The following is a 21,446-nucleotide window of genomic DNA, read 5'->3' as shown; positions in this document are numbered from 1 at the left end:
AGTTATTATTAGATGGAAATGATCATTTATTGCGGATCCAAGCGAGCGGAAAGAGTTCTTTCTACCAAGAAAATCATTTTAATAGCCATGTTCGAATTTCAATGGATCTCCTCAATACGCGCAATAAAGAAAATAGATTCATCAAAACGTGTTTGGAAACCCAGCAAGCCTTTGTAGTAGATAATACTAACCCGACCAGGCTAGATCGCTTAAAGTATATTGAAATAGCTAAAGCATATAAATACAAAGTTATCGGCTACTACTTTTGCTCTAGCCTGCAGTCCTCGCTGGAAAGAAATAGTACGAGGATAAATAAAGAAAGGATTCCTGATATCGGCATTCGCGGTACGCATAAGAAGTTACAAATACCTGATCTCGATGAAGGTTTTGACAAATTATATTATGTGTCATTAGATGCAGAAGGATTTATAATAAAAGACTGGCAAAATGAAGTTTGATGATCTAGATAAGAAATTACGTATTTATGAGACTTATCAGGACAGGCAGGTCCTCCCTGGAATGTATATGATCGCACGGATCGATGGTAGGAATTTTACGAAACTGACAAAAGAAAAACATCCTTTCCAAGCGCCATTCGATGAGAGATTTAGGGATATGATGGTCGAAACAGTCAAACACCTCATGTGCTGCGGGTTTAATATCATATATGGATTTACTGAAAGCGATGAAATCTCGTTGTTATTCCACTTGCATGAGAATACTTTTGGGCGAAAAACCAGAAAACTGATTTCTATCTTGGCGGGCGAAGCAAGTGCCAAATTCTCCTCAATGCTGGGCGATGTCGCTGCTTTCGATTGTAGAATTTCCGAACTGCCCAATTCGCTGCTTGTGGAAGACTATTTCAGATGGCGGAATGAAGATGCACACAGAAATGCGTTAAATGCACATTGTTACTGGAATCTAAGGCGAGATGGGCTTAATAAAAATGAAGCTACCAAACGAATTGAAGGTTTTAGTGTTTCGATGAAAAACGAATTGCTGCATACGTATGGCATAAATTTCAATGATCTACCGCACTGGCAAAAAGAGGAATCGGAATATATTGGGAGAATGTGAAGTCAACAGGCATCAATCCGCTATCAAACGAAACAGTTGAGGTTACCCGGAGAGAATTGACCGCCGATATGGAACTGCCCATGGGCGACGCTTATAATCGTTATATCGCTGAGCTGATTCAAAAGTACGAAATTCTATAAATCAGGAATATGATTGTGCAAATTACAAAGTGGTTATTTGTTACTAATACGATGAAAATTTCCTGGATTCGTAAGATACTATTTCTATTAATTGTATCAATACCGATGTTATCTGAGGCAGTGGGCCAATCCGCTATTTTGGATTCCATACGTAATAACTTAATTGTGATCAATCATCAATCATTGATTAACTTCTTACAAGCTGATCCAAAGACTAATTTTGTCATTGATGCGATGGAATATTCAGTAAATGAAAAAGACAAACTCAATCAAAAACTGGCTCTAATTGACGATGTAATGAATAAAGAAATTATTTTTTTCTGAAACTATCGGTTGAGTATATTCTTCAAATTGGGCAAATCCGTTTCCGCCAATCCGATATAAGAAGTTGTCAATACTAGCCTTGACTTTAGTACTTGCGGCAAATCATTTAGTGATTTGTCATCATCTATAATGATCATTTGCTCCGGTCGGATATTTTGACACGCAATATGACCTAGTATTTCATCCTTACGCGTATAGCGATGGTCGATTTTCTGTACAACACCTTCCAACAAGGTAAGTGAATCTATTCGAATTCCCCGAGCGGCGAAAAGCTTTTTCCATTCTTCTAAACTATATTTAAATCGATGCGAGGTAGAGAGGATTACCCGATCTTCTTTAGGGATGAACACAGCATTAAATGTTTCAACAGCTGCGCTACTGAATACATAAAAACCATCGGTCGCATGCTCTACTTGCCGATGTGGATTGGCATGTACCATGACACCGTCTATATCTAAAAAGAAAATCATATTGCACTAAGCTAATAATTAATTTGGCACTTCCACTCCACCGGCTTGCGATTTAATAATAAAAATATTAGCCATAGATTGATAGTTCAGCCTAATTTTGTAAATTCAAAACACAAGCCATAGCATGAAACAGGTCATAAAACTATTCTACATTTCGGCCCTCACTATCCTCGTTGTTGGGTGCAAAGATCCATCTCGCACAAAGACAATGGATTTTGGTCTATTTACGCTTGAAGTTCCTTATAAATGGCAGCAGGACAAACAAAATGGAATCGACAGTTATGTTGGCGCAATTGCTGTGGACAACACGGATAAACTTTACTATGATTTGGGCATGTATTCAAATACGTTGACAGAACCTAACATTGAAGTCATCACCAGACAGATGATGGAGGAAAATAACTTGACTCCTCCGATTTCATTGTTGTTAAAGATATCATGTCAATGAATATTGATGCCGATCTGTACAGAAAACAAAATGTATCCTGGGATACCATTGATAACAGAAGAGCCAAAATCGTATTTCCTTCTTTTTGGCTTATTGGGATCATATAACAGTTTGGCAGAATGATAGGAAATTATTCTCAAAAGATTTTGGGGTCTCTAGCTTTGCCTTTGCGTTAGTTCCTGAAGAATTGCAGTGGCATCTGAAAGAAGTCAGAAAACACTAAAGAAATGGAAAATCTAAACCAAAAAGTTTGGTATGCTTGTTACGGTTCCAATCTACTGCAAGTAAAGTTTCATTGATAGGCATGCCAGCCCTGATGTACTAGAGTTTTTCGATCTCTTCGACAGAAAGCCCTGTACCCTTAGCAATATCAGCTGTGGGTAGCCCCATTTCCTTAAATGCTTTAGCAGTCTCAAGTGCTTTTCTACGCTCCCCTTCCGCTAAACCCTTAGCTTTACCTTCTGCCAAACCTTTAGCGTGGCCTAATGCTTCTCCGGATTTTTTAGCCGAATTGAATACGCTCTCAGCATCACGCTTATGTTTTAAACTTGCTTCGTATGACATGAGTTCCTCCTCCGTTAATTTACCTATCTCTCCTATCTCAAAGATAAGACCAAATATTCTTTTATCCAAAAATGATGGCAATCTATCCATGGTGCTCAAGTGTTTAAGTAAATACAACCACTGATCCATAACTGTCTTTAGCTCCTCTGGCTGTTTATTAAACAATGGAAGCGAAATCATCTTATATCCTAATTTATCATAAAATATTTCTTTGGTCAATTTGTCACAGAGCGCAACAGATAATTGGGGTTTCATTTGCAATGCCCAATATTTTACATTTGTACAATTGGAATAACGTTCGCCAACACGTCTTAAAATGGTATATATGCGAAAGCAAATCATTTCTTATTTTAAGTAAACTCTTTAATAGCTTTTGTAAATTTGGTAAAAATCTATTTCGCCCGATTATGGCTGTACCAGTTAACAAAGAAGAATTACGAAAAGCTATTGAAACGAATTACAACAAGCTGAAAAATGAATTATCGACCATACCTGTTGAATTAACTAACATCGCAGATTTAGAAGGACATGCAAAAGATACTACAATGAGTATCAATAATCTTGTTTCTTATTTGATTGGATGGGGAGAATTGGTGCTTAAATGGAATCGCAAAAAAGATATTAATGAGCCAATAGATTTTCCTGAAACAGGCTATAAGTGGAATGAACTCGGCAAGTTGGCTCAGAAGTTTTACAAAGATTATGAAGGCATTGACTTCAATACATTGTGTAGTAAATCAGATGAAACGGTTTCTAAAATTCTTTATCTAATTGAGCAAAAATCTAATACTGAATTATATGAGGTTTCCTGGTATGAGAAATGGACTTTGGGGAGAATGATCCAATTTAACACGTCTTCGCCTTATACCAATGCAAGAGGTAGGATTCGTAAGTGGAAAAAGTACATAACATCAAATAAAAATCCTGCCCAAATGGGCAGGATTTAAAAACTTGAAAATCAATCCTGATTACTTCGGATTGCATAAAGATTAATTATCCCTATTTCCATTTTCATAATGATCTTGACTTGCGGAAGTAAATTGCTTTGTTGTATGTGCGATCGGATGGGATGAGAACTTTTGCCTATTGTTTTATTATCAAATCAATACCTGCCTGTAGTACCTCGTCCTGATGCTTCCGTATCCCCTCAATAGTGGAATATACAATCTTATCGGGTACAATACCTATCCCCTGTGTTTCGCTTTTATCAGGATAATATACTCCTATACCCGAAAAAGCTGTTGAATAGCCCAGTGGAAGTGGAATCCAACTGATATTGCCGTCCGCTCCCGCTGTCTGAGAGCCAACAACCATAGATCCGGGTATAGTACGAAATGCCATCACCTGAAATTCAGATGCGCTCTGAGCGCGCTCGTTAATTAAGATAACGACTTTACCGGTAAAAGCTTTCGGATTTACCGCTCCGGCCTTGACTGGATCCGTGTATTTAAACTGTCCGGGAGGCATACCTTTACTCGTTGAAAATATTACAAAGTCTTTTTCTAATGGAAAGATCATATTACGCAATTCGTCATGCATGCTCGCCGAAGGATAATTACGATAGTCCAAGATAAGTCCACGTTGTCCTTTCAGGCTATCTTTTAGCCGTTGGGTATCTGAATCCTTAAAGACACCGATATCGACCACCAAAATGCCGTCTTTCATTTTCCGGATCGCGGGCTTGGGTTCTGCATCCGTATATTTTATTGATTCGATAGTACGTGTGGGGATATAAAAACCGATTCCCTACCCTCGCGGTGAATCTTCAACATTAATAGGGAATCTGCAGTTCTTAACATCCGACTCGGAAGGTCACGCATTAGTGCACTTTCATTGGAAGCAGCGACGTATGGTCTCAATGAATCAATCATACCTGAAACGGGCTTTCCAGCAATCTCCATAATAATATCGCCGAGCTGTAACTCCTGCCCAGTTTTGAACTGATCATCTGACAGCCCTGTGACCACCAACTGGTTCTGAATAAAACCGCTCTTAAATCCTACAGCACGTGGACCAAATATATCTTTATGATAGTAGTCTGAAAGGTAAGAAAATGCGTGGGTATCATTGATTTTTGAAAAAGCTTGAGATAAGTTCCATCCAGCGATGCTTTGGTTTTCGCTCCGACAAATAGCGGTATAAAATCTGTCAATACTTGATCCCATGGTTGTGCGGAGAGCTTTTGGTTAGGGTTAAAATATTGCATGGCATTCCAATATCGGAATAACCCCAAAAGTCGAAAACCTACGTCAGAAAGCTGAACAGAGTTTTATAGCTGTATTCATGAAACTGGGGTTGCCGACACCTTCAAAATAGTCTATATATTGGTCCGGCACTACTGGTATCACACGGGACAGCGCTGTAAGCTTTTCTTTGAGCTTATTGGAATAGGGCAATTTATCTATCCATTCATTGTTGGCTGCTGCTGCAATTTTTTCTGCAGCAATGGTCGATTGCTCCACAGATGGTTGAAAGGGACCAAAATGCTGGATCCATTCACTCAAAAGGTGTTCGGTAGCAGCCTGATCCTTACTTGCCAACAGGTTCGGAATAAATTTGAAAAGCTCCGTATCCATATCCCATTTCCCCGAAGTAACGGCAGGATGAAAATATTTTAACATCCCCAGATCTGAGCTGTATGGGCTAACTTAGCAATATTATCATTCGTTAATGAAATTTCCTTCAACTGTGAATTGAAATTATAAATAGTATCTGCTTTGTTTATGCTTGGGTATTGCAGCGCCTTCGTATAATCCTTACCATCTATTTTAAGGGTAAGATCGGCGAACCAAGCTGTCCCTTTACCAACGATAAAGGTCCCAATGGCAATGCTCCGTGTCTCCTTTGGTTTTAACTTAAGCCTGACACCAAATGTTTCCCAGTCATGTGTTCCATTCAATTTCTGGGACTCCATATTCTCGACGTCTACTTTGGGTTTTAATTGGAGAAATAATCCGGCGAATCCATCAGGAGCTATATGCTCTGTCTTGATTTTTCCTTCAAAAGCAATTTCCTTCCCTTCTAGGTTTTCAGGGATATTCAGCATCAAAACACCTGAATACCCATTGCTATCGCGTACACTGCTAATTTTTAACTGTGTTTTATCGGCGTCCTTGCTATGTCTTTCAATGGTGAAAGAATAGCCTCGGGATTCCGCTAAGAACCAACCTGCCGGCAGCCCATTTTTAATAATCTGCTGATCAACGTTATAGGATTTGATCTGTTGCGCATAGGTAAAAACTGAAAGTAAAATAGTCAAAACAAAGGTCAACAGAAAAGACAATATTATTTTCTTCATAATACAGGTTTATTATCGAATACAATATAGACAATATACTTATGTTGTAACGTTAAATAATATTAAATTAGAAGTCAAAGGTTCTGAATTAATATAGCGTATTATTGGCAATTGCAAATCAGGACTTTCCTTCAAGATTCCCGAGGTTAGCATATAATCATATAATTTCAAACAAAGAGATTTACTTTCTAAACATCAATAAAAAACTTCTTTTTAATAGGTACAATGACAGAGATCTTGATCTTGTCGCTACTAATATTGAAATACTGAAACCAATTGACGAAAACCACAAAAACTGGATTCTTGACTATGACAGGGCACAAATAGAAAAGCTCTTCTTATAAAATCAGATTACAATTTTGTTTGTGTAAATTGGTACGAAGGAAAAATGGATCGGTATTGAGGAACTTAAATCTAAAAATAGGTGTATGCAAATTATCAGAATAGCTATGACATCGCTTTGCTGCATTTTGGCAAGCATAATTTTTTTAGTTTGCATTAAATGGGACTGGTCACTTATCCTTATCCCCATATTAATGTCATTAGCCGTGTCATTAAGTAATTTTGATAAGATCAGTTTTCCAAAAAAATTGACCGGTATATTGCTACATTGTTTTTTGAGTATTGTCATCTTTGTCATCACAGTTGGCACCACTGTATCTATCCTTTTCCCAATGGGATTGTATACCATGTATATTGGTTCGGCGCTAGCTGCAATACTATTTACACTAAGTACAAATGTCATCCTGACTTTTCCAAAGCTTTGGCTTTCAATGGCGATAATAACTGGGCTATCTTTACTGGTGTGGCCAATAGCAGATTATTTACACGCCCATCCCCTATCTAAACTCACATTCCTAAACGGCCGTGAAAGTATTGTCATCATATGGTCCACACTTGTTGGATTTGGAGTTGCAATAGGTATACATCATAGGAAGTACAATCCCGATGACAACTCATGACTGCGATAAATTGATTGGTTTGCCGGAATGAGCAAAGATATCATCGTGAATGGTTTGGCCCGTTATACAAAAAGGTTGATTACTATTGTAATCCGGGCCGAATGGGTTGAAAACCTGCGAGTCAAGTTTTGCTACAATCCTAAAGTTTGCTCAAATATAAAGGCTTACTTTGACAAGGAAGAAGCCGGGATGCAGCGATATACAGAACAATTTATAAACGAGATGTTTATCGGCATCCCACAATGGAATACACCTGAATCAAGGTAATGTACATCAAAAGCTACATCGAGTATATTCGAAAATAAAATTTGCATTAAATCTCAGATTTGGACTTGTCTTGAGATTTTATTCGTTGAGATCGGTCAGTTTTTTGTGATTGATGCCTACCCCCAGTAAGATAGAAATGAAAACGCAAAGCCATACACAAACGATAGTGTACAATGCTGTTTTAGTCATAAGAAGTAGGCATAACAAAGGAAAAGTTAGTAAAGAAACGAGAAGAAGTGTTCCCCTAAAACAGCAAAAGATACGTTGAGATATCCAATTCCTCTTTTGCCTATAATACCAAATATCAACCCTAAAATAGGCACCCCAAAGAAGCCAAATACCACTAAGGCATCATTCTGCGGCCAGTGTTTTACTGGAGCAAAAAACACAAAATAGTTGACCGAAAAGTACATCAGCAAAATGTAAGGCAATAGATACTTGAAAACCTTGAATGATTTTCGGCTATTATTTTCGAAAGCAGCATTGCTGATCACCACAGGGTTATTGAGCTGCTCAATTATTTCGAAACTTTCATCTGCACTTTTCTGTGCATAGCCCATTACCGAAATTGTATCCCCTTTTTTTAGCGTTCTTTCGCTGTGTTTTATATCATCCTCTCCATATTTGATGTTATGAACTGTGTCTGTTTTAACTGGTAAAAATGAGAGGTTAAATTGCTGTGAAGTCACCTTGATTGTTCCTGTACTATCCCTGATAACAAAGTCCTGAAATTCTTCTTCAATGGTTGCATTGTTTTCATGTTCTGTACCTGTTTCACTGTCGTAAGTTACGTTTGCCTTTTTATAATGGTAGCCAATACATTCTTGCTTAAAGTATGGCGTGGTAAAGGTTTCGGGAGCGGTGATCGTACCGCGTAACTTAACTAAGCCCTCCTTAACGGCATTGATCGGTGTCACCGTAGTCTTAATAAGCTTGATAGAAGTTTTGCAGGCAAACCAAACTATAATTGCACCGATAATCGGTACAATGGCAACCATTAAGTGGCTGAAAAGAAGAACGACAATAAGCAGCACAAAGAGCGCGAATATGATCAAATATAATTTCTTCATCAGAGTTTCATAATATGTCTATTAGTTCTTTGACAGTATTCAATCGCGTCTTCCATAGTGCAAAAAAATGATCCCAATCTGCAGGACTGTCCTGTAAGCTCAATTATTACCTATAATATTTTGACTTCCTTATAGCTAGATTATTCATGTGCTATCAAGGTACAAAATAGGTATGGAAATTATAGTTACTGAGTTATATATTTTGTCTATTTAAATCCTCTTTTGTAAATTCAATGGTCTTATTATTAAAATAAAATCGATTATGTATAAATTATCTCTAATTATTTTACTTACTATCTGTTGCCTAAGTAGTAGCTTCGCCCAATCCACTACCAACTCTGCAAATAATGAAATACATAACACTTTCTCGTATGCCTATATACGTGTAGAAGGAAAATTCCTATCAAAAAAACTAAAGGTGAAAGTTGACTTAGGTGACTCAGATGAACAGATCGCGGAAGGTGAAAAGCTTTCCGAAATATTGACCAATAAAAAGTCGTATGCCTCTATATTGAACTATATGTCTAAAATTGGCTATGAATTAGTAAATACATTCGATCTAACTGATAACTATAACGGCTCCGGCGGAACTTCTGGAATTATTTATATTATGAAAAAGCTGAGGAGAATTAACGATCGCTCTTGAAATACAATTTAGTAAACTTATTATTGCCGCAATTATAACTATAGCAGCTGGGCTATATATAGTTATTACATCCAAATTATCCTTATGAATTTCATCTCCCCATAAGGATGCAAAATCAAATTCACAAATAGTTTTTTTCATTTACTGATTTTGAATATATTTAGCAGTGGAGGGAACCTAGTAGAATGAAGAACTATGCCAACACCTTATAAGCTTTTCTAGCAGCTCTTCAAGGTCATAAAAAGACTATGAAGATCAAGCTTTTGGTAAAGCCATACGAGAGCATACGGTATTTTCGCTAAACTTATTCTATTTTGATTTGATCTTTTCCCGCTTAAACATTTGCCTCCGTCGCTGCCAATGGCATTGCAAACGTGAACAATGATTTTATTCGCTGATGCTTGTTAAGATATTAGGGCAATCGGTTTGGCCCGAGGTGTGAGATCATAAAGTTTATTTATTAAAGCTCATTAAAAGTGACATTGATATATTTTTTTGATAGATGGAAATATCGAAGATATCTTGATTTTTTATAATATTCAGTATTTCCAATTGAAAGATAATTTCTTTTTCCACCAAATTATTCCAATATTCAGGATTATCTGAAAAATTTTCATAGCAATCCAATGCGTCAATAATTCCATAAAATAATCTTTCTAAACTTTTTACATCATCTAAATCAGAAGTGGCGTCGGCAAAGGCTTCCAATATAAAAACTTCAATAGGTTCGGCCTCTTCAAAATCATCTGCATATTCGTCAGTTTCAGCGTTGCTTTTTTCAATCGCTTTTCGATAATCTGCTACATTTTTATTTTTAATGTCAACAATTAACTTTTTTTTTATCAATATCGATTTGGATATACTTTTTAATAACCTCTTCAAAATTGGGTAAGAGAAAGTAAAAACCAAATACTGCCAGCTTCAAATTCGCTATTTGTTCGATCGAAAGTTTTCTAAGCTCTACGCCTAGATTATCATAATGTTGTTGAATGTGTTTTACTATGTCCATTGGAATGTATTTAAATTTCGGTAGCTACTCCATCATGTTAAAAAATAGCTTCGGCAACTATATTTGGGGCAGCTTTAAGTATTGCTCCGCAGGTACGGTTTTTTTGAAATAATTTCTTGAACATTTTTAAAGCCGTCCTAATAGCTGCTGTGAAGTTTCAGCAAGAAATTCAAACAAATTCTTACTTTTTGATCCTTTATTAGTTGAACCTATAATAAATAGCAGTTATACAAATCTGATCTTTAAGTATCCTTATTTTTTCGGTCTCTAATACTCCATAAAACAGTAATTCTCTTAATTCTATAAAGATTTGCTATTCAAGTTTACACAAAATAAAAATGATAGGGTTATTTCATTTACAATCCGCGGGATTTCTTTTCAAATCCGCGTATTCAAACATTATACGTGTGAGAAGCATTCAAAATTTCTTTGCGATAACTTCTATTGAACCGTTCAATATAAGTGTTTTGCATAGGCTGCCAGGTTATCGCTCAGAAAGTCCGTGATGGTATTCAGCTGTGAAATAAAAAAAAGGATCAGTTTACCTCAAATAAGATAAGACAGATCCTTCCTAAAAGTGAAGATGTTAGCAAGGTTAGGTAAAACCTATAATATTATTTTTTGCTTGCCGCCAAGATCTTTTTGTGCAGTAATCGCCAATCATATAGGTGAAAGGTTCGATCCGTACTCATGGCAACAAAAATTCCCTGTGGAAAATTGGGACCTAGATTAACATTTGTTGCATCTGCTCCATCCGTCTCCATCGCACTTACCGGAATCTCTGCTAACAGCTCATAGCGGTCCGGATCACTGTTGCTCCCCTCGCGAGGGTAAACCATAAAACTTTGGGATCCTTGGTTGGAAACCAAAATATAGCCTGTGGTTGCGCCTGTTTTATAAATGGCAATCCCCTCGTGATCGGCAGAAAAGCCTTCCTGTGCAAATACAGTAAGTTCGCCGTCGTCCTTTGCTGCTGGATCGGCCACATACTTTCGCACACCAAATTGTTCATCGGAATAGTAGATAAACCCTAGTTCATTATCCACGGCAATGGCTTCGACTTCCTTCTTACCGCTGTATTTTCCAAACTTGCGTACCACAGTCCCTGTAATCGCTCCATTGACAGCCTTTAGCTCATATTGCCATAAATACCCGTCCTGTGGTCCAGACTTACGACCGACAACGGCAAAAATGGCTTGATCCGAAGGCCGCGTGTACAGGGCAATACCCATTGAGCGCGATCTTGCTCGTTCACAAAAACGTCAATTCCACCATTATCGATGGCTTGGAGATCGGGCAAAGTAAAGATCCGGATTTTATTAGCTTCACGTTCTGTGGTGACTGCAATATCAATTTTTTTACTATTCAGGGTCATGCCATAAGCAATATCCACATTATTAGGTCGCTGGATATTGCCCACACGCTTCACGATTTTGCCTGAAAGATCAAAGGCGTATAGGGCACCATCCTTGTCTTTATCTGTACCGATAATAAGACTTTTACTTGCATCAACTGGATTGATCCAGATAGCAGGATCATCTGTGTCGTGCTGTACTTTGTCAGTGATCACGGTCGTCTGTAAGGTATCCGGATTACCCGCATTTTTGGACTGTTGTTTATTCTTGCATGCAGCCAGTGATAAGACTAGTAGTGTGAAAAATAATGTTCTCAAATTGTTCATATTTCTTTTACTTTAGTGTAGGCCAAAATGCCACTTTTATATTGAATTACACCTAGATATACCGTTACAAATAGTGAACAACGGACCTTTTGCTAGCAACAAAAAGCAACATTACCTATTAAATGGATTGAATAAAGGCTGTTAGACTGCAGCCCTGCTCCAGTTTTAATTTTTTTCGGAGGCGATATCGTGACACGCGGAGGCTATCACTCGAAACCCCTAGAAGGGCTGCAATATCCTTCCCATTCATATTGAGTTTTATAAGGAGATAAATTTGATCTCGGTCGCCGAAAGGCCAGGATTAATTTGTTGGAGTTTATCAAAAAAATCGTGATTGATTTCCTCGAAAATCCGTCTAAAATCTTCCCAATAGTTATCTTTGTGAAAATTCTGATTGATCTTATTCAATAAACTACGTAATTCTTTTTTGTAACTACGCCCATCGCTTTTGATCATCTCTTTCAAGGTCACACCGATATCTTCCAACAACTGGTTCTTCTGAATAGACTGTAGTGTATGTACCGTAATCTCACGGGCTTTGTTATGTACACTTTCCTTCAGTTGTTCCGCCTGTAATTTTTTGTTGTTTAGATCAATTTCCAGAAGTTCTTGCTGTGTTTTCAGGATTGCTTCTTCACGCAAACGCGTTTGGCTCTCCTGTCGCATCCGGTGCCGTTGGTTTCGGATAATAATGCCTGCAGCCAGAATAAAAAATGTTGCAACAATGCCCGAAACAAGGTAGATCGCCCAGGAGATCTTCTCCTGCTGCTCCATCTCAGCGAGCTGCAGTTCTTTTCGATCCAGGCCATAGATTACCTTTAATAGGGCTTCCTGATTTTTGCTCTCTTCTGAATAGGATTTGAGAAAATAAACCCGGCTCAGTTCCAGGTAAGAAAAAGTACTATCGCTCTGTTTTAAAAAATTATAGGTTTTTCCAAGATCCCGATAAGCGCTACTCAGTCTACTGTACGAATTGGTATTTTTGGCCAAGACTTCAGCCTGTCGTGTATAGTATAAAGCCTGCTTGTAGTTGCCTTTCTTGCGGTATACATCGCCTAGATTATTAAACACATCAATGCGCATCTCGGTATTGCTCCCTTGCTCAAACCAGACTAAGGCTTTGGAAAAATGAAAATAGGCTTTATCTAACTCCAATTTGTCTTCATAAATGCTCCCGAGGTTTTCATGTACCAAGGCTACTCCTTCGGCATCACCAATACGATCAAACACTTCCATTGCTTTTTCTTGGTAGAAATAGGCACTATCATAATTGACTATTTTCTCATAAAAATGCCCTATGTTGGCGTAGGTTCGTGCTATACCCTTCTCGTTGCGCAGGCGCTGAAAGGTTGTCAAAGCTTTAAAATAGCTTTGCCGGGCATCGTTTTCCTGTTTAGTTAAAAGAAAAAGTAGTGCCAGATCATTGAGGTTGTCCGCGGTCTGTTGTTCATTTTTATCAGACTTAAAGATCTCATCAGCTTTGAGATGATAGTGTAATGACTGTGTGAATAAGCCCATCTGATAACAAATCTGGCCCATGCGCTGCAATGCTCGGGCCTCCTGTAGCAAATCTCCATTGGCTCGGGCCTGCTTAAAAAGCTCGTCTTGTCGTATAAATAGCGCATCTGAGCGTTGTGGTTCCCGTTCTTCTAGTAAGTCCTCTGCAATCTCATGGATGGAGGCTGTATTTTGTGCAAAGGAAGTCTCCCTTGCACAAAATATTATCACGAATAAGCCAATCAACTTTTTATCATACTGCGCTATTCATTATTTATTTAAAAGTCAAACTTCACCCCGAAATTATACCTTGGACGATAGTATTCCATCTGCCGTGTCTGGCTCGACACACCCTGATAATAACGCAGGGGCTGGTTGGTTAAATTGGTTGCTTCCGCAAAAAAGCGGGCGACTTTAGACACCTTAAAGGATGCATTTGCATCAAGAAAAAATTGCTTATCATAGAACGCGTCTCCAAAGGCATCCCCACCTAATTCATCGATGTAAGCGGCGGTATAATTTGCCGAGATCCGTGCAGCAAAACGTTTATCTTCCCAGGAAAGGGAGGCATTCAACATATGAGGTGCTGTACCAGGCAGGGTCATGTCCTCACGCAACTCGCCATCACTGTTCGCTACGCCTTTTGCTTTAGATTTGGTGAACGTATAGTTAGCATAAACACCGAAGCCGCTCAAGAATCTACCTGGCAGAAAATCCAGTTGTCGCTGTACGGCGACCTCGAAACCATAGACATTGACACTTTCACCGTTGCGGCTCTGTGTAAATGCCCACTGCTCACCTGCGGGAATCGGATTGGCCAGATCAGAAAAATCATTGGCAAACTTTTCAGTCGTATAGGCGCGGTCGGCATAGGTATAGATGAAGTTATTCAGCCGCTTGTAGAACAACCCTCCAGACAAAAGTCCTACGGACTTGAAATACTGCTCCGCCATGAAGTCCAAATTGTACGCATTGGTGGCATCGAGATTAGGGTTACCAGCCGTGATCTGTTCATCCCCTGCCACTATACCCACGAAAGGCGTTAGTGCATAATAGTTGGGACGAGCCAAGGCGGTCGTAAAAGCTCCCCGCAAAACCAGATCTTCTTTGGCCTGATATTTCACAGCGACGCTAGGTAGTAGGTCGGTATAGCTATTTTTTGAGCTACGTGTGCCGGCTAGATCTTCTTCGTTTTCGATGATATTACCCGTGTATTTAATCTTGGTATGCTCCAGACGTAAACCGGTAATAACAGACAATTTATCGTTTATATCTTGGTCCCAGCGAAGGTAGCCAGCATAGATATTTTCTTTGGCGGAATAGTTTAGGGCTAAGAATTCTGTCGGATCTTCTTCGCCTGTAAATACTTTACCATTTGTCAAATTTAAGCTGGCCAAATAAGCTCTGCTGGCAAACAATCCGGGAACATATTGTTCGCCAGCCTGGAAATTTTTACCATCAAAAAACACATTAGAATAGATCCTAAATTTGGAATCAGCGCGCTGTTGATGGGGAATATGTTGTAAACATATTATTTCTGTCCTTATCTTTCACGCGTAGGCGCCCCAAAACGCAAGCGACCTTTTTGGCCGGCAACAACGGAAAGTGGTAATCTAAAATTTAATTTGGCACCCAATTCACTTTCTTCGGTCAGGTCATTATTTTCGGAAATGGTATTCAAACCGACGGCATTGGCATCAAAGTTCACCGCATTAAATACCGGAAACTCACTCGAACCCGCGAAATCAAAGGTCCGACCGCTCTGGCGGAATAACATGTAGCGTTCATTTGGGCGGTATTCACGTGCTTTGGAATAGCTCACGGTCCAGTCCATATCCAGATTTGAAGCAAGTAGATGCTCGCCGCGCAAGGAATAATTCTGTACACGTTGGTCCTCTAAGCGTGCCATCTTGTTACGGTCATTATCAATCCCGCCTTTGGTCTGGAATCCGATCCGGCCTTTGTAACCAGTAATCTGATTACCTTCATCGTACTGCGGTTCAATATCGTCAATACGCATACGATATCTATTTTCACGATCATCCCGCCAATTGTACATGGCATTGGCAAAAATGGTATGGTTCTGACCAAGCTTGAAATCAAAAGCCGCTGCCACACTACGGCGAATCCGCTGCACGTCATATTTCCGAATATCCGTCTCCTCGATAAAAGCGTTACCAAACTCATCCTTTGCCCAGACTGCTTCAACATTGTCGGAACCGTATATATTGTTATTATAAGAACCACTCAATACCATACCGATCGTGCTTTTAGCAAAACGGTTGCCATAGACAAATCCACCTGTATAAAGCGCCTTATCGCGAATCGGGTTATACCCTGAAGACAGGGTAGCTGAAATCCGTTCACCATTGGGTGAGGCGCGGGTAATCAGATTGACAGATCCTCCAATCGCATCGGCATCCATATCAGAAGTTAAGGTTTTGTTGACCTCAATGCTGGAGATCATGTCTGAAGGAATTAAATCCATTTGTACGCGTCGGTTATCACCTTCGGCTGAAGGAATACGATCTCCGTTCAGCATCACGGAGTTAAGTTCAGGTGCTAGGCCGCGAATAATAATATTACGGGCTTCACCCTGATCATTCTGCATGGTAATGCCTGGTACACGTCGTAAAGCTTCGCCGATATTGGCATCGGGAAAACGTCCGACCTGATCGGAAGAAATAATATTGGTAATATTGATTTATTTTTCTGTTGATTTAGTGCTCGAGCTTGTCCCCGCACTCGATCACTCATCACCTCTACCTGATCCATCCTGTGTGAGGCATCCTCCAGCGAAAAATTGATCGTTGCATTCTCACCTCTGGCTACAGTAACCGTTTGACGCTGTAGCTGGTAGCCCATATAGACGACTTCAACTGTATAAGTTCCTACCGGTACTTTTAAAAATTCATAATCTCCGGTCTGATCGGAGATCGTATATCTATTGCCAATATTTAATCTTACAGTAGCTCCGGGCAAAGAAACTTTTGTGATCTTCTCCATAACCTTGCCTGTAATGACACCGCTACCCTGCTGCGCTTGGCACAATAGCATAGTGAAAAAGACAAGTACTGATGTAAAAAGTGTTTTCATAGTTGCTCTTAATTGTTTAGAATTTCGCGATCCTTATGGACTGATACGAAATTGGAAATTATGCCAATCAACCTTGCTAAAAATGGCGTTACAAAAGGAACCACCCATAAACAAGCCGTTAACAAAACAGAAGCAACAGTACCGGTTCTTGATATAAATAACTAACTAACAGTTGGTTATAAATATTCAAAAAATCCATTAACATTGTATTGTCTTAATAATAAGAAAAAGTTAAATTCAACGAACAATAAACTCCCTAAGCGCGGAGGTGAATATGAAACTGTGATTCAAGTGTTTGGAGAGGCTCATATCAACTGGCATGTAAAATCGTCGAAAAAAACGTTATAAGCAATATTACATATAAAAAATAAATGGTTCACATTATAGGAATAGTTATTTCATCTTTTCTCGCCTCGCTTCTTTTTACAAAAAGGGCAAATCAGTTGCTGATTTTATTTTAGGGCTATGGCTGATTGTAATTGCCTTTCATTTAGTTTGCTATTATTTATTGGTTTCAGGTATTTATCTCGATTTCCCTTATTTTCTGGGAATGGAAATCCCGTTGCCACTTGTTCATAGTCCATTTTTTTATTTATACGTTGCTACTTTAACTAATCAAAGAAGTAGAAAGTTACATTGGTCTATCCATTTCATTCCTGTATCTGTGGCATTTCTTTTATTGTCAGGTTTTCTTATCCTTCCATTTGAGCAAAAGATCATAGTATATCAAAATCATGGCTTTGGATATGAAAATCTTGTTTCAGCCATACAGATCCCGATCATACCTTCAGGCATAATTTATATATCTTTTTCGCTATTACTACTAAAAAGACACCATATCAATATCCAACGACAATTTTCCTATTCTGAAAGAATAAATCTGGACTGGTTGGTATATCTCACTATTGGAATGACTGTTATTTGGATATCGGTTATATTCGGAAACGATATTTCCACTTTTTTTCTAGTTGATTTATTCGTTTTATTCATCGGTTATTTCGGGGTAAAACAGGTTGGCATTTTCAATAATCAATTAATAACGATTAGTACTGATACAATAGAAGCCGAAAACACAGAGGAAATGTCTGATCCTCAGATTAAAAATCCTGATGGCAATGAAAAAATTAAATATCAGAAAACACCTATTAGCGATGAATTGATGTTAAAGATTCACCAAGAATTAACCCTGTTAATGCTAACAGAAAGACTTTTTAGAGAACCCGAACTAAACCTGAGTGAAGTAGCAAAACGACTAAATATTCATAGTAATACCTTATCGCAGGTAATTAATTCAATGGAACAAAGAAACTTCTATGACTACATCAATGATTTTCGTGTCAAAGAGTTTCAACGTATTGTTATATTGCCCGAAAATAACAAATATACACTCCTCTCTTTGGCATTCGAAGTAGGATTTAATTCTAAAACATCATTCAACCGAAATTTTAAGAAGGCAACTGGACTTTCTCCAACACAATTTTGTCAACAAGAAAAAATACAATTAAGTAATCGGATATAAAAAAGTATCACCTTACCTTTTGGAGCGATTGAGAGATGGATTATTACTTCTTTTGAAGCTCAAATTGCACATAAATGCTAAGAAAAATATTATGGTTATTGATGGCTGTATTAGCACTCATAATTGGTCTTTATCCAAGTTTATACTTTATAGGAGAAAGTAAAACAGGTGTATTGAAAACTAAACCTGAGGAGGTTTTTCTTAATCCGTTTTGGAATCTGAGTTTCTATACGCACATCATTCTTGGGGGCTTGCCTTGCTTATTGGATGGCTTCAATTCAACCACAAAATCAGAAACAAAAATGTCATGCTTCACAGGCAAATCGGTAAAGTATACATAACCGCTGTTTTATTGAGTTCGGTTGCAGGATTTCATATTGCTTTTTATACAACAGCAGGACTGTATGCGGCTTTTGGTTTTATGACCCTTAGCGTTATTTGGTTCTATACAACTTTAATGGCATTTCTATCTATCAAGAGGCGTCAATTGCTACCACACAGGAATATGATAATTTATAGTTATGCTTGTTGTTTTGCAGCTGTTACACTAAGACTTTGGCTCCCTTCCTAAATGCAATACTAGGTGATTTTGAAACCGCATATATTGTTGTAGCATGGTGGTGCTGGATTCCAAATTTGGCTGTTGCTTATTTTTTGATTCAGAAGTCTAGCAAAGTAATATAAGATAGGAATATGGATATGACCCTTTAGGATTATACATCCCCATTATAATGAGTCTAAATTTATTTTCGAACCAGCGAAAATCACACATCTCATTAGCTTACTAGCAATATTTCACAATAATTTGGAAATCTATAAATCGGATTGATTTTCAAAATTGCTCAGCGCCTTCAGAAGGTCAATTCCATTTCCTAATACGGGCTTGAATAAATCTCCTTTTTCCTTCAACCGTTCTGCTATATTGAAGATATTGAAATCAGTTGGGCGAAGACCTTTTTGACTTCAGTCCATTCCAGAGGAGCAGAAACTGGCGCTCCTGCTTTTGGACGTATGCTGTACACACTTGCCAAAGTCTGTGCTCTTCTATTTTGGAGATAGTCCAGGTAGATTTTCTTTTTGTGCCTTTTTTGAAGGCTTCTTTCTAATGTGGTAAGATCGGGAAGTTTCTCCTGAACCAGCTGCATGAGTAAATGCCCAAAATCTTTTACCTGATCATAGGTGTATTTTCCTCCCATAGGTATGTAGACGTGAATACCAGAGCTTCCTGAAGTTTTTGGATATCCTGAAATCCCCACCCCATCCAATACTTCCTTTACGGATAACGCTGTTTCTATAACATCCTCGAATGTGTTTTTTTCGGAAGGATCAAGATCGAGTACCAGATAATCGGGAAATTCAGCTTTTGTACTCGGCTGGTCCATATATTAAGCTCAATACAGCCTAAATTATTGAGGTAAGCCAGTGTTTCTTTATCATTACAAATGATATAATCGAGGTATTTATCATTGCTTTCAGAAAACACTTTCTGTAAGGTGACCCAATCAGGTGTATGTTCGTCCGCATCTTTCTGATAAAAACTTAATCCTCCAATGCCATTTGGAAAACGATTGAGTGACTGGGGCGGTTTCTAAGATGTGGCAGAATAAACTTGGAAATACGCTGATAATAATCAACAACATCCCCTTTAGTAATTCCATCTTCGGGAAAATACAGCTTGTTCTGATTGGTAAGGGTGACCTGTTGTTTGCCGATCTTCTTTACTTGATCTTTTTCAGGGCCTTTTTCGGTGTTTTAGATTCCATTTTAGTTTTTTTATCAGGTAGGTCTGTCGCAAATTTTACATCTAATGGATCAATATCTTCTCTTAATCTTAAAAAACAGGATGTCGGTAAATATGATCTGCTGTAAGCTCGCTAAACTTGATCTCAGCCACCAACTCAGGATCGAGCCAGGTAGCTTTGGAATTGGTCTTAGGCGTTACTTTAAATGCCGATTCTTTCACAATCAGTGGTTGCATTTTCTGATATAAATCTAGGAGGAGTTTATCCGTAAAGCCTGTGCCGGTATGCCCACAGAAAACCAGTTCATCCTCCAGGTACTTTCCCAAAATAAGTGATCCGAAATGTTTCCTTGATCCCCTCGGTTCTGTAAACCCAGAGATCACCGCTTCGTCGCTTTTATGAATCTTTATTTTCAGCCATTCCGAACTTCTCATATTTTCTTTATATGTACTGTCCAGTTTTTTAGCGATAATACCCTCCAGTCCCATATCTTTAGCAGCCCGAAAGAAATCTTTCCCTTTATGTAGAATATGATCATGATACTGGATAATTTCATTTTGCACTAAGGCTTCTTTTAGCAATTCTTTTCGCTGCAGATAAGAAAGGTTTTCCGTAGAATGCCCGTTCAGCCATAATAGATCAAAAACCTGATATATCAGCACCAGATCTATGTGTTGTTCCCCTATGCGCTGTAACCATTGGAAATTGGGCTTTCCTTTATCATCGTAGGCAACGATTTCACCATCGAGTATCATCTCATGCGTTTGAATTTTGAGCGCACCAGCAATTTTTTTAAAGGATGTCGAAAAATCCAGTCCGTTTCTGGAATATAGCTGAATGTTGACATTCCGAATATCTGCGATAGCTCGGTATCCATCCCATTTTATTTCAAAAGCCCAATCTTTGTCATCAAAAGGCTTTTCGGTCGTTTTGCATAGCATGGGTTTGATGAAACCGGGCAGTTTCTTTTCTTGAGAAAGTGCCTGCGCATAATTTTTATAATGCTTCAGACTTTCGGTATTTTCATTTTTTTTTGCTGGTCTTCTTCTGAAGATAAGCTGTGACTTTAGAATTTTTTGAGATATGTTCTTCGGCATCATAATCTTCGGAAACAGAATATTTGTCTTTATGCTTAATGAGCAACCATGCATTTTCTTCTGCGGCATTTTTTATTTTTACCAGCGCGAATTCGCCTTTCAGCTTCTTACCATGTAAGACAACTTTTAGAGATTGTTTGTGCAGTTCAGCACGCATGATCAAATCGTCGGTTTTTCCTGCTATTTTCTCTAATGGTTCATAAGTTCCTTCGTCCCAAATTTCAACTTCTCCGGCTCCGTAATTTCCTTGGGGAATGCTTCCTTCAAATGTCCTATATTCGTAGGGATGATCTTCCACCATCATGGCCAATCTCTTGTCCGATGGATTAAGGGAAGGGCCTTTGGGAACGGCCCAGCTTTTAAGAACCCCTTCCATTTCCAACCGGAAATCGTAATGCAGACGTGTTGCAGCGTGGCGTTGAACGACAAACTTTAATTTTGTGGCATTTTCATTCTGTTTACCTTCCGGTTCGGAAGTAGCCTTAAAGTCTCTCTTTTTATGATATTCTTCTAATGGCATATTGAAAAACTTAAATTAA

29 protein-coding genes and 1 pseudogene are annotated in these 21,446 nt (G+C 38.5%); 12 read left to right on the top strand and 18 right to left on the bottom strand.

From position 1 onward, the window contains the following. Positions 1-29 precede the first annotated feature (29 nt). The 4 genes from KUH03_RS41255 to KUH03_RS41240 all read left to right on the top strand — a co-directional run bounded on the left by KUH03_RS41255 (position 30) and on the right by KUH03_RS41240 (position 1,541). A complete protein-coding gene (locus KUH03_RS41255) occupies positions 30-458 on the top strand; it encodes a hypothetical protein (RefSeq protein WP_257090388.1) in 429 nt (142 codons plus the stop codon). Further along, positions 448-1,077, top strand: a complete 630-nt coding sequence (locus KUH03_RS41250) for a tRNA(His) guanylyltransferase Thg1 family protein (RefSeq protein WP_257090387.1) — start codon at positions 448-450, stop codon at positions 1,075-1,077. The genes KUH03_RS41255 and KUH03_RS41250 overlap by 11 nt, the downstream gene beginning before the upstream one ends. Beyond that, positions 1,074-1,217 (top strand): hypothetical protein, encoded by a 144-nt coding sequence (locus tag KUH03_RS41245; protein ID WP_257090385.1) that lies wholly within the window; start codon positions 1,074-1,076, stop codon positions 1,215-1,217. The genes KUH03_RS41250 and KUH03_RS41245 overlap by 4 nt, the downstream gene beginning before the upstream one ends. 105 nt (positions 1,218-1,322) lie before the next feature. Continuing rightward, entirely contained in the window at positions 1,323-1,541 is a 219-nt protein-coding gene (locus KUH03_RS41240; RefSeq protein WP_257090384.1) for a hypothetical protein, read from the top strand. Between the two features lie 2 nt (positions 1,542-1,543). Here KUH03_RS41240 and KUH03_RS41235 read toward each other — a convergent pair whose 3' ends face one another. After that, positions 1,544-2,011 (bottom strand): HAD domain-containing protein, encoded by a 468-nt coding sequence (locus tag KUH03_RS41235; RefSeq protein ID WP_257090383.1) that lies wholly within the window; start codon positions 2,009-2,011, stop codon positions 1,544-1,546. Between the two features lie 124 nt (positions 2,012-2,135). Between KUH03_RS41235 and KUH03_RS41230 the strand changes: the two genes are divergently transcribed. Beyond that, on the top strand, positions 2,136-2,459 hold the full coding sequence (locus tag KUH03_RS41230; protein WP_257090382.1) for a hypothetical protein: 324 nt from the start codon (positions 2,136-2,138) through the stop codon (positions 2,457-2,459). Positions 2,460-2,780: 321 nt separating this feature from the next. Here KUH03_RS41230 and KUH03_RS41225 read toward each other — a convergent pair whose 3' ends face one another. Beyond that, positions 2,781-3,278 (bottom strand): Rpn family recombination-promoting nuclease/putative transposase, encoded by a 498-nt coding sequence (locus KUH03_RS41225; RefSeq protein WP_257090381.1) that lies wholly within the window; start codon positions 3,276-3,278, stop codon positions 2,781-2,783. A 152-nt stretch (positions 3,279-3,430) separates the two neighbouring features. Here KUH03_RS41225 and KUH03_RS41220 point away from each other — a divergent pair, with 152 nt between their 5' ends. Beyond that, positions 3,431-3,970: a ClbS/DfsB family four-helix bundle protein gene (locus KUH03_RS41220; RefSeq protein WP_257090380.1), complete on the top strand. Its 540-nt coding sequence runs from the start codon at positions 3,431-3,433 to the stop codon at positions 3,968-3,970. A 136-nt stretch (positions 3,971-4,106) separates the two neighbouring features. Here KUH03_RS41220 and KUH03_RS41215 read toward each other — a convergent pair whose 3' ends face one another. The 4 genes from KUH03_RS41215 to KUH03_RS41200 form a co-directional block, all read right to left on the bottom strand. Further along, entirely contained in the window at positions 4,107-4,688 is a 582-nt protein-coding gene (locus tag KUH03_RS41215) for a S41 family peptidase (RefSeq protein WP_257090379.1), read from the bottom strand. Between the two features lie 38 nt (positions 4,689-4,726). Beyond that, on the bottom strand, positions 4,727-5,188 hold the full coding sequence (locus tag KUH03_RS41210) for a hypothetical protein (protein ID WP_257090378.1): 462 nt from the start codon (positions 5,186-5,188) through the stop codon (positions 4,727-4,729). Between the two features lie 84 nt (positions 5,189-5,272). After that, positions 5,273-5,644 (bottom strand): hypothetical protein, encoded by a 372-nt coding sequence (locus KUH03_RS41205; protein ID WP_257090377.1) that lies wholly within the window; start codon positions 5,642-5,644, stop codon positions 5,273-5,275. After that, positions 5,638-6,321 (bottom strand): hypothetical protein, encoded by a 684-nt coding sequence (locus tag KUH03_RS41200; protein WP_257090376.1) that lies wholly within the window; start codon positions 6,319-6,321, stop codon positions 5,638-5,640. The genes KUH03_RS41205 and KUH03_RS41200 overlap by 7 nt, the downstream gene beginning before the upstream one ends. A 104-nt stretch (positions 6,322-6,425) precedes the next feature. On the opposite strand from KUH03_RS41200, the gene KUH03_RS41195 reads away from it, so the two are divergent. From KUH03_RS41195 to KUH03_RS41185, 3 genes are all read left to right on the top strand, one after another. Continuing rightward, complete coding sequence (locus KUH03_RS41195; protein WP_257090375.1) at positions 6,426-6,665, top strand: DUF3885 domain-containing protein; 240 nt, start codon at positions 6,426-6,428, stop codon at positions 6,663-6,665. 192 nt (positions 6,666-6,857) lie between these two features. Next, positions 6,858-7,283, top strand: a complete 426-nt coding sequence (locus tag KUH03_RS41190; RefSeq protein ID WP_257090374.1) for a hypothetical protein — start codon at positions 6,858-6,860, stop codon at positions 7,281-7,283. Positions 7,284-7,310: 27 nt separating this feature from the next. Continuing rightward, on the top strand, positions 7,311-7,550 hold the full coding sequence (locus KUH03_RS41185; protein WP_257090373.1) for a hypothetical protein: 240 nt from the start codon (positions 7,311-7,313) through the stop codon (positions 7,548-7,550). Between the two features lie 215 nt (positions 7,551-7,765). Here KUH03_RS41185 and KUH03_RS41180 read toward each other — a convergent pair whose 3' ends face one another. Beyond that, positions 7,766-8,620 carry a hypothetical protein gene (locus KUH03_RS41180; protein WP_257090372.1) on the bottom strand — a complete coding sequence of 285 codons (855 nt, stop codon included), beginning with the start codon at positions 8,618-8,620 and terminating at the stop codon, positions 7,766-7,768. Between the two features lie 418 nt (positions 8,621-9,038). Between KUH03_RS41180 and KUH03_RS41175 the strand changes: the two genes are divergently transcribed. After that, the gene (locus KUH03_RS41175; protein WP_257090371.1) at positions 9,039-9,266 is read left to right on the top strand and encodes a hypothetical protein; all 228 of its coding nucleotides are present in this window, start codon (positions 9,039-9,041) and stop codon (positions 9,264-9,266) included. 453 nt (positions 9,267-9,719) lie between these two features. On the opposite strand, the gene KUH03_RS41170 is transcribed toward KUH03_RS41175, so the two are convergent. The 8 genes from KUH03_RS41170 to KUH03_RS41140 form a co-directional block, all read right to left on the bottom strand. Continuing rightward, the gene (locus tag KUH03_RS41170) at positions 9,720-10,112 is read right to left on the bottom strand and encodes a hypothetical protein (RefSeq protein ID WP_257090370.1); all 393 of its coding nucleotides are present in this window, start codon (positions 10,110-10,112) and stop codon (positions 9,720-9,722) included. Positions 10,113-10,667: 555 nt separating this feature from the next. Next, positions 10,668-10,748: a hypothetical protein gene (locus KUH03_RS49970; RefSeq protein ID WP_373564902.1), complete on the bottom strand. Its 81-nt coding sequence runs from the start codon at positions 10,746-10,748 to the stop codon at positions 10,668-10,670. Between the two features lie 141 nt (positions 10,749-10,889). Beyond that, on the bottom strand, positions 10,890-11,507 hold the full coding sequence (locus tag KUH03_RS41165) for a phytase (protein WP_257090369.1): 618 nt from the start codon (positions 11,505-11,507) through the stop codon (positions 10,890-10,892). Next, positions 11,405-11,956 carry a phytase gene (locus KUH03_RS41160; protein ID WP_257090368.1) on the bottom strand — a complete coding sequence of 184 codons (552 nt, stop codon included), beginning with the start codon at positions 11,954-11,956 and terminating at the stop codon, positions 11,405-11,407. The genes KUH03_RS41165 and KUH03_RS41160 overlap by 103 nt, the downstream gene beginning before the upstream one ends. A gap of 258 nt (positions 11,957-12,214) precedes the next feature. Beyond that, complete coding sequence (locus KUH03_RS41155; protein WP_257090367.1) at positions 12,215-13,699, bottom strand: tetratricopeptide repeat protein; 1,485 nt, start codon at positions 13,697-13,699, stop codon at positions 12,215-12,217. Positions 13,700-13,731: 32 nt separating this feature from the next. Then, positions 13,732-14,922, bottom strand: coding sequence for a TonB-dependent receptor domain-containing protein (locus tag KUH03_RS41150; RefSeq protein WP_257090366.1), 1,191 nt, complete (start codon positions 14,920-14,922; stop codon positions 13,732-13,734). A gap of 74 nt (positions 14,923-14,996) precedes the next feature. Next, entirely contained in the window at positions 14,997-16,100 is a 1,104-nt protein-coding gene (locus KUH03_RS41145) for a TonB-dependent receptor plug domain-containing protein (protein WP_257097821.1), read from the bottom strand. Then, on the bottom strand, positions 16,016-16,549 hold the full coding sequence (locus tag KUH03_RS41140; RefSeq protein ID WP_257090365.1) for a carboxypeptidase-like regulatory domain-containing protein: 534 nt from the start codon (positions 16,547-16,549) through the stop codon (positions 16,016-16,018). Before KUH03_RS41140 ends, KUH03_RS41145 begins: the two co-directional genes overlap by 85 nt. A gap of 508 nt (positions 16,550-17,057) precedes the next feature. Here KUH03_RS41140 and KUH03_RS41135 point away from each other — a divergent pair. Both KUH03_RS41135 and KUH03_RS49965 read left to right on the top strand, forming a co-directional pair. Beyond that, entirely contained in the window at positions 17,058-18,068 is a 1,011-nt protein-coding gene (locus KUH03_RS41135) for an AraC family transcriptional regulator (protein ID WP_257090364.1), read from the top strand. A 307-nt stretch (positions 18,069-18,375) separates the two neighbouring features. Next, a complete protein-coding gene (locus KUH03_RS49965; RefSeq protein ID WP_373564901.1) occupies positions 18,376-18,639 on the top strand; it encodes a DUF2306 domain-containing protein in 264 nt (87 codons plus the stop codon). 346 nt (positions 18,640-18,985) lie between these two features. On the opposite strand, the pseudogene KUH03_RS41130 reads toward KUH03_RS49965, so the two are convergent. From KUH03_RS41130 to KUH03_RS41120, 3 genes and pseudogenes are all read right to left on the bottom strand, one after another. Next, positions 18,986-19,620 (bottom strand): annotated as a pseudogene (locus KUH03_RS41130) (hypothetical protein). 279 nt (positions 19,621-19,899) lie between these two features. Next, positions 19,900-20,751: a non-homologous end-joining DNA ligase gene (gene ligD / locus KUH03_RS41125; RefSeq protein ID WP_257090362.1), complete on the bottom strand. Its 852-nt coding sequence runs from the start codon at positions 20,749-20,751 to the stop codon at positions 19,900-19,902. A gap of 82 nt (positions 20,752-20,833) precedes the next feature. Further along, a complete protein-coding gene (locus KUH03_RS41120; protein ID WP_257090361.1) occupies positions 20,834-21,427 on the bottom strand; it encodes a DNA polymerase ligase N-terminal domain-containing protein in 594 nt (197 codons plus the stop codon). Positions 21,428-21,446 lie beyond the last annotated feature (19 nt).

The sequence above is a fragment of the Sphingobacterium sp. E70 genome (assembly GCF_019285695.1).
In the GTDB taxonomy this organism is placed as follows: Bacteria; Bacteroidota; Bacteroidia; order Sphingobacteriales; family Sphingobacteriaceae; genus Sphingobacterium; species Sphingobacterium detergens.
This window is presented reverse-complemented; position numbering and strand designations above follow the sequence as displayed.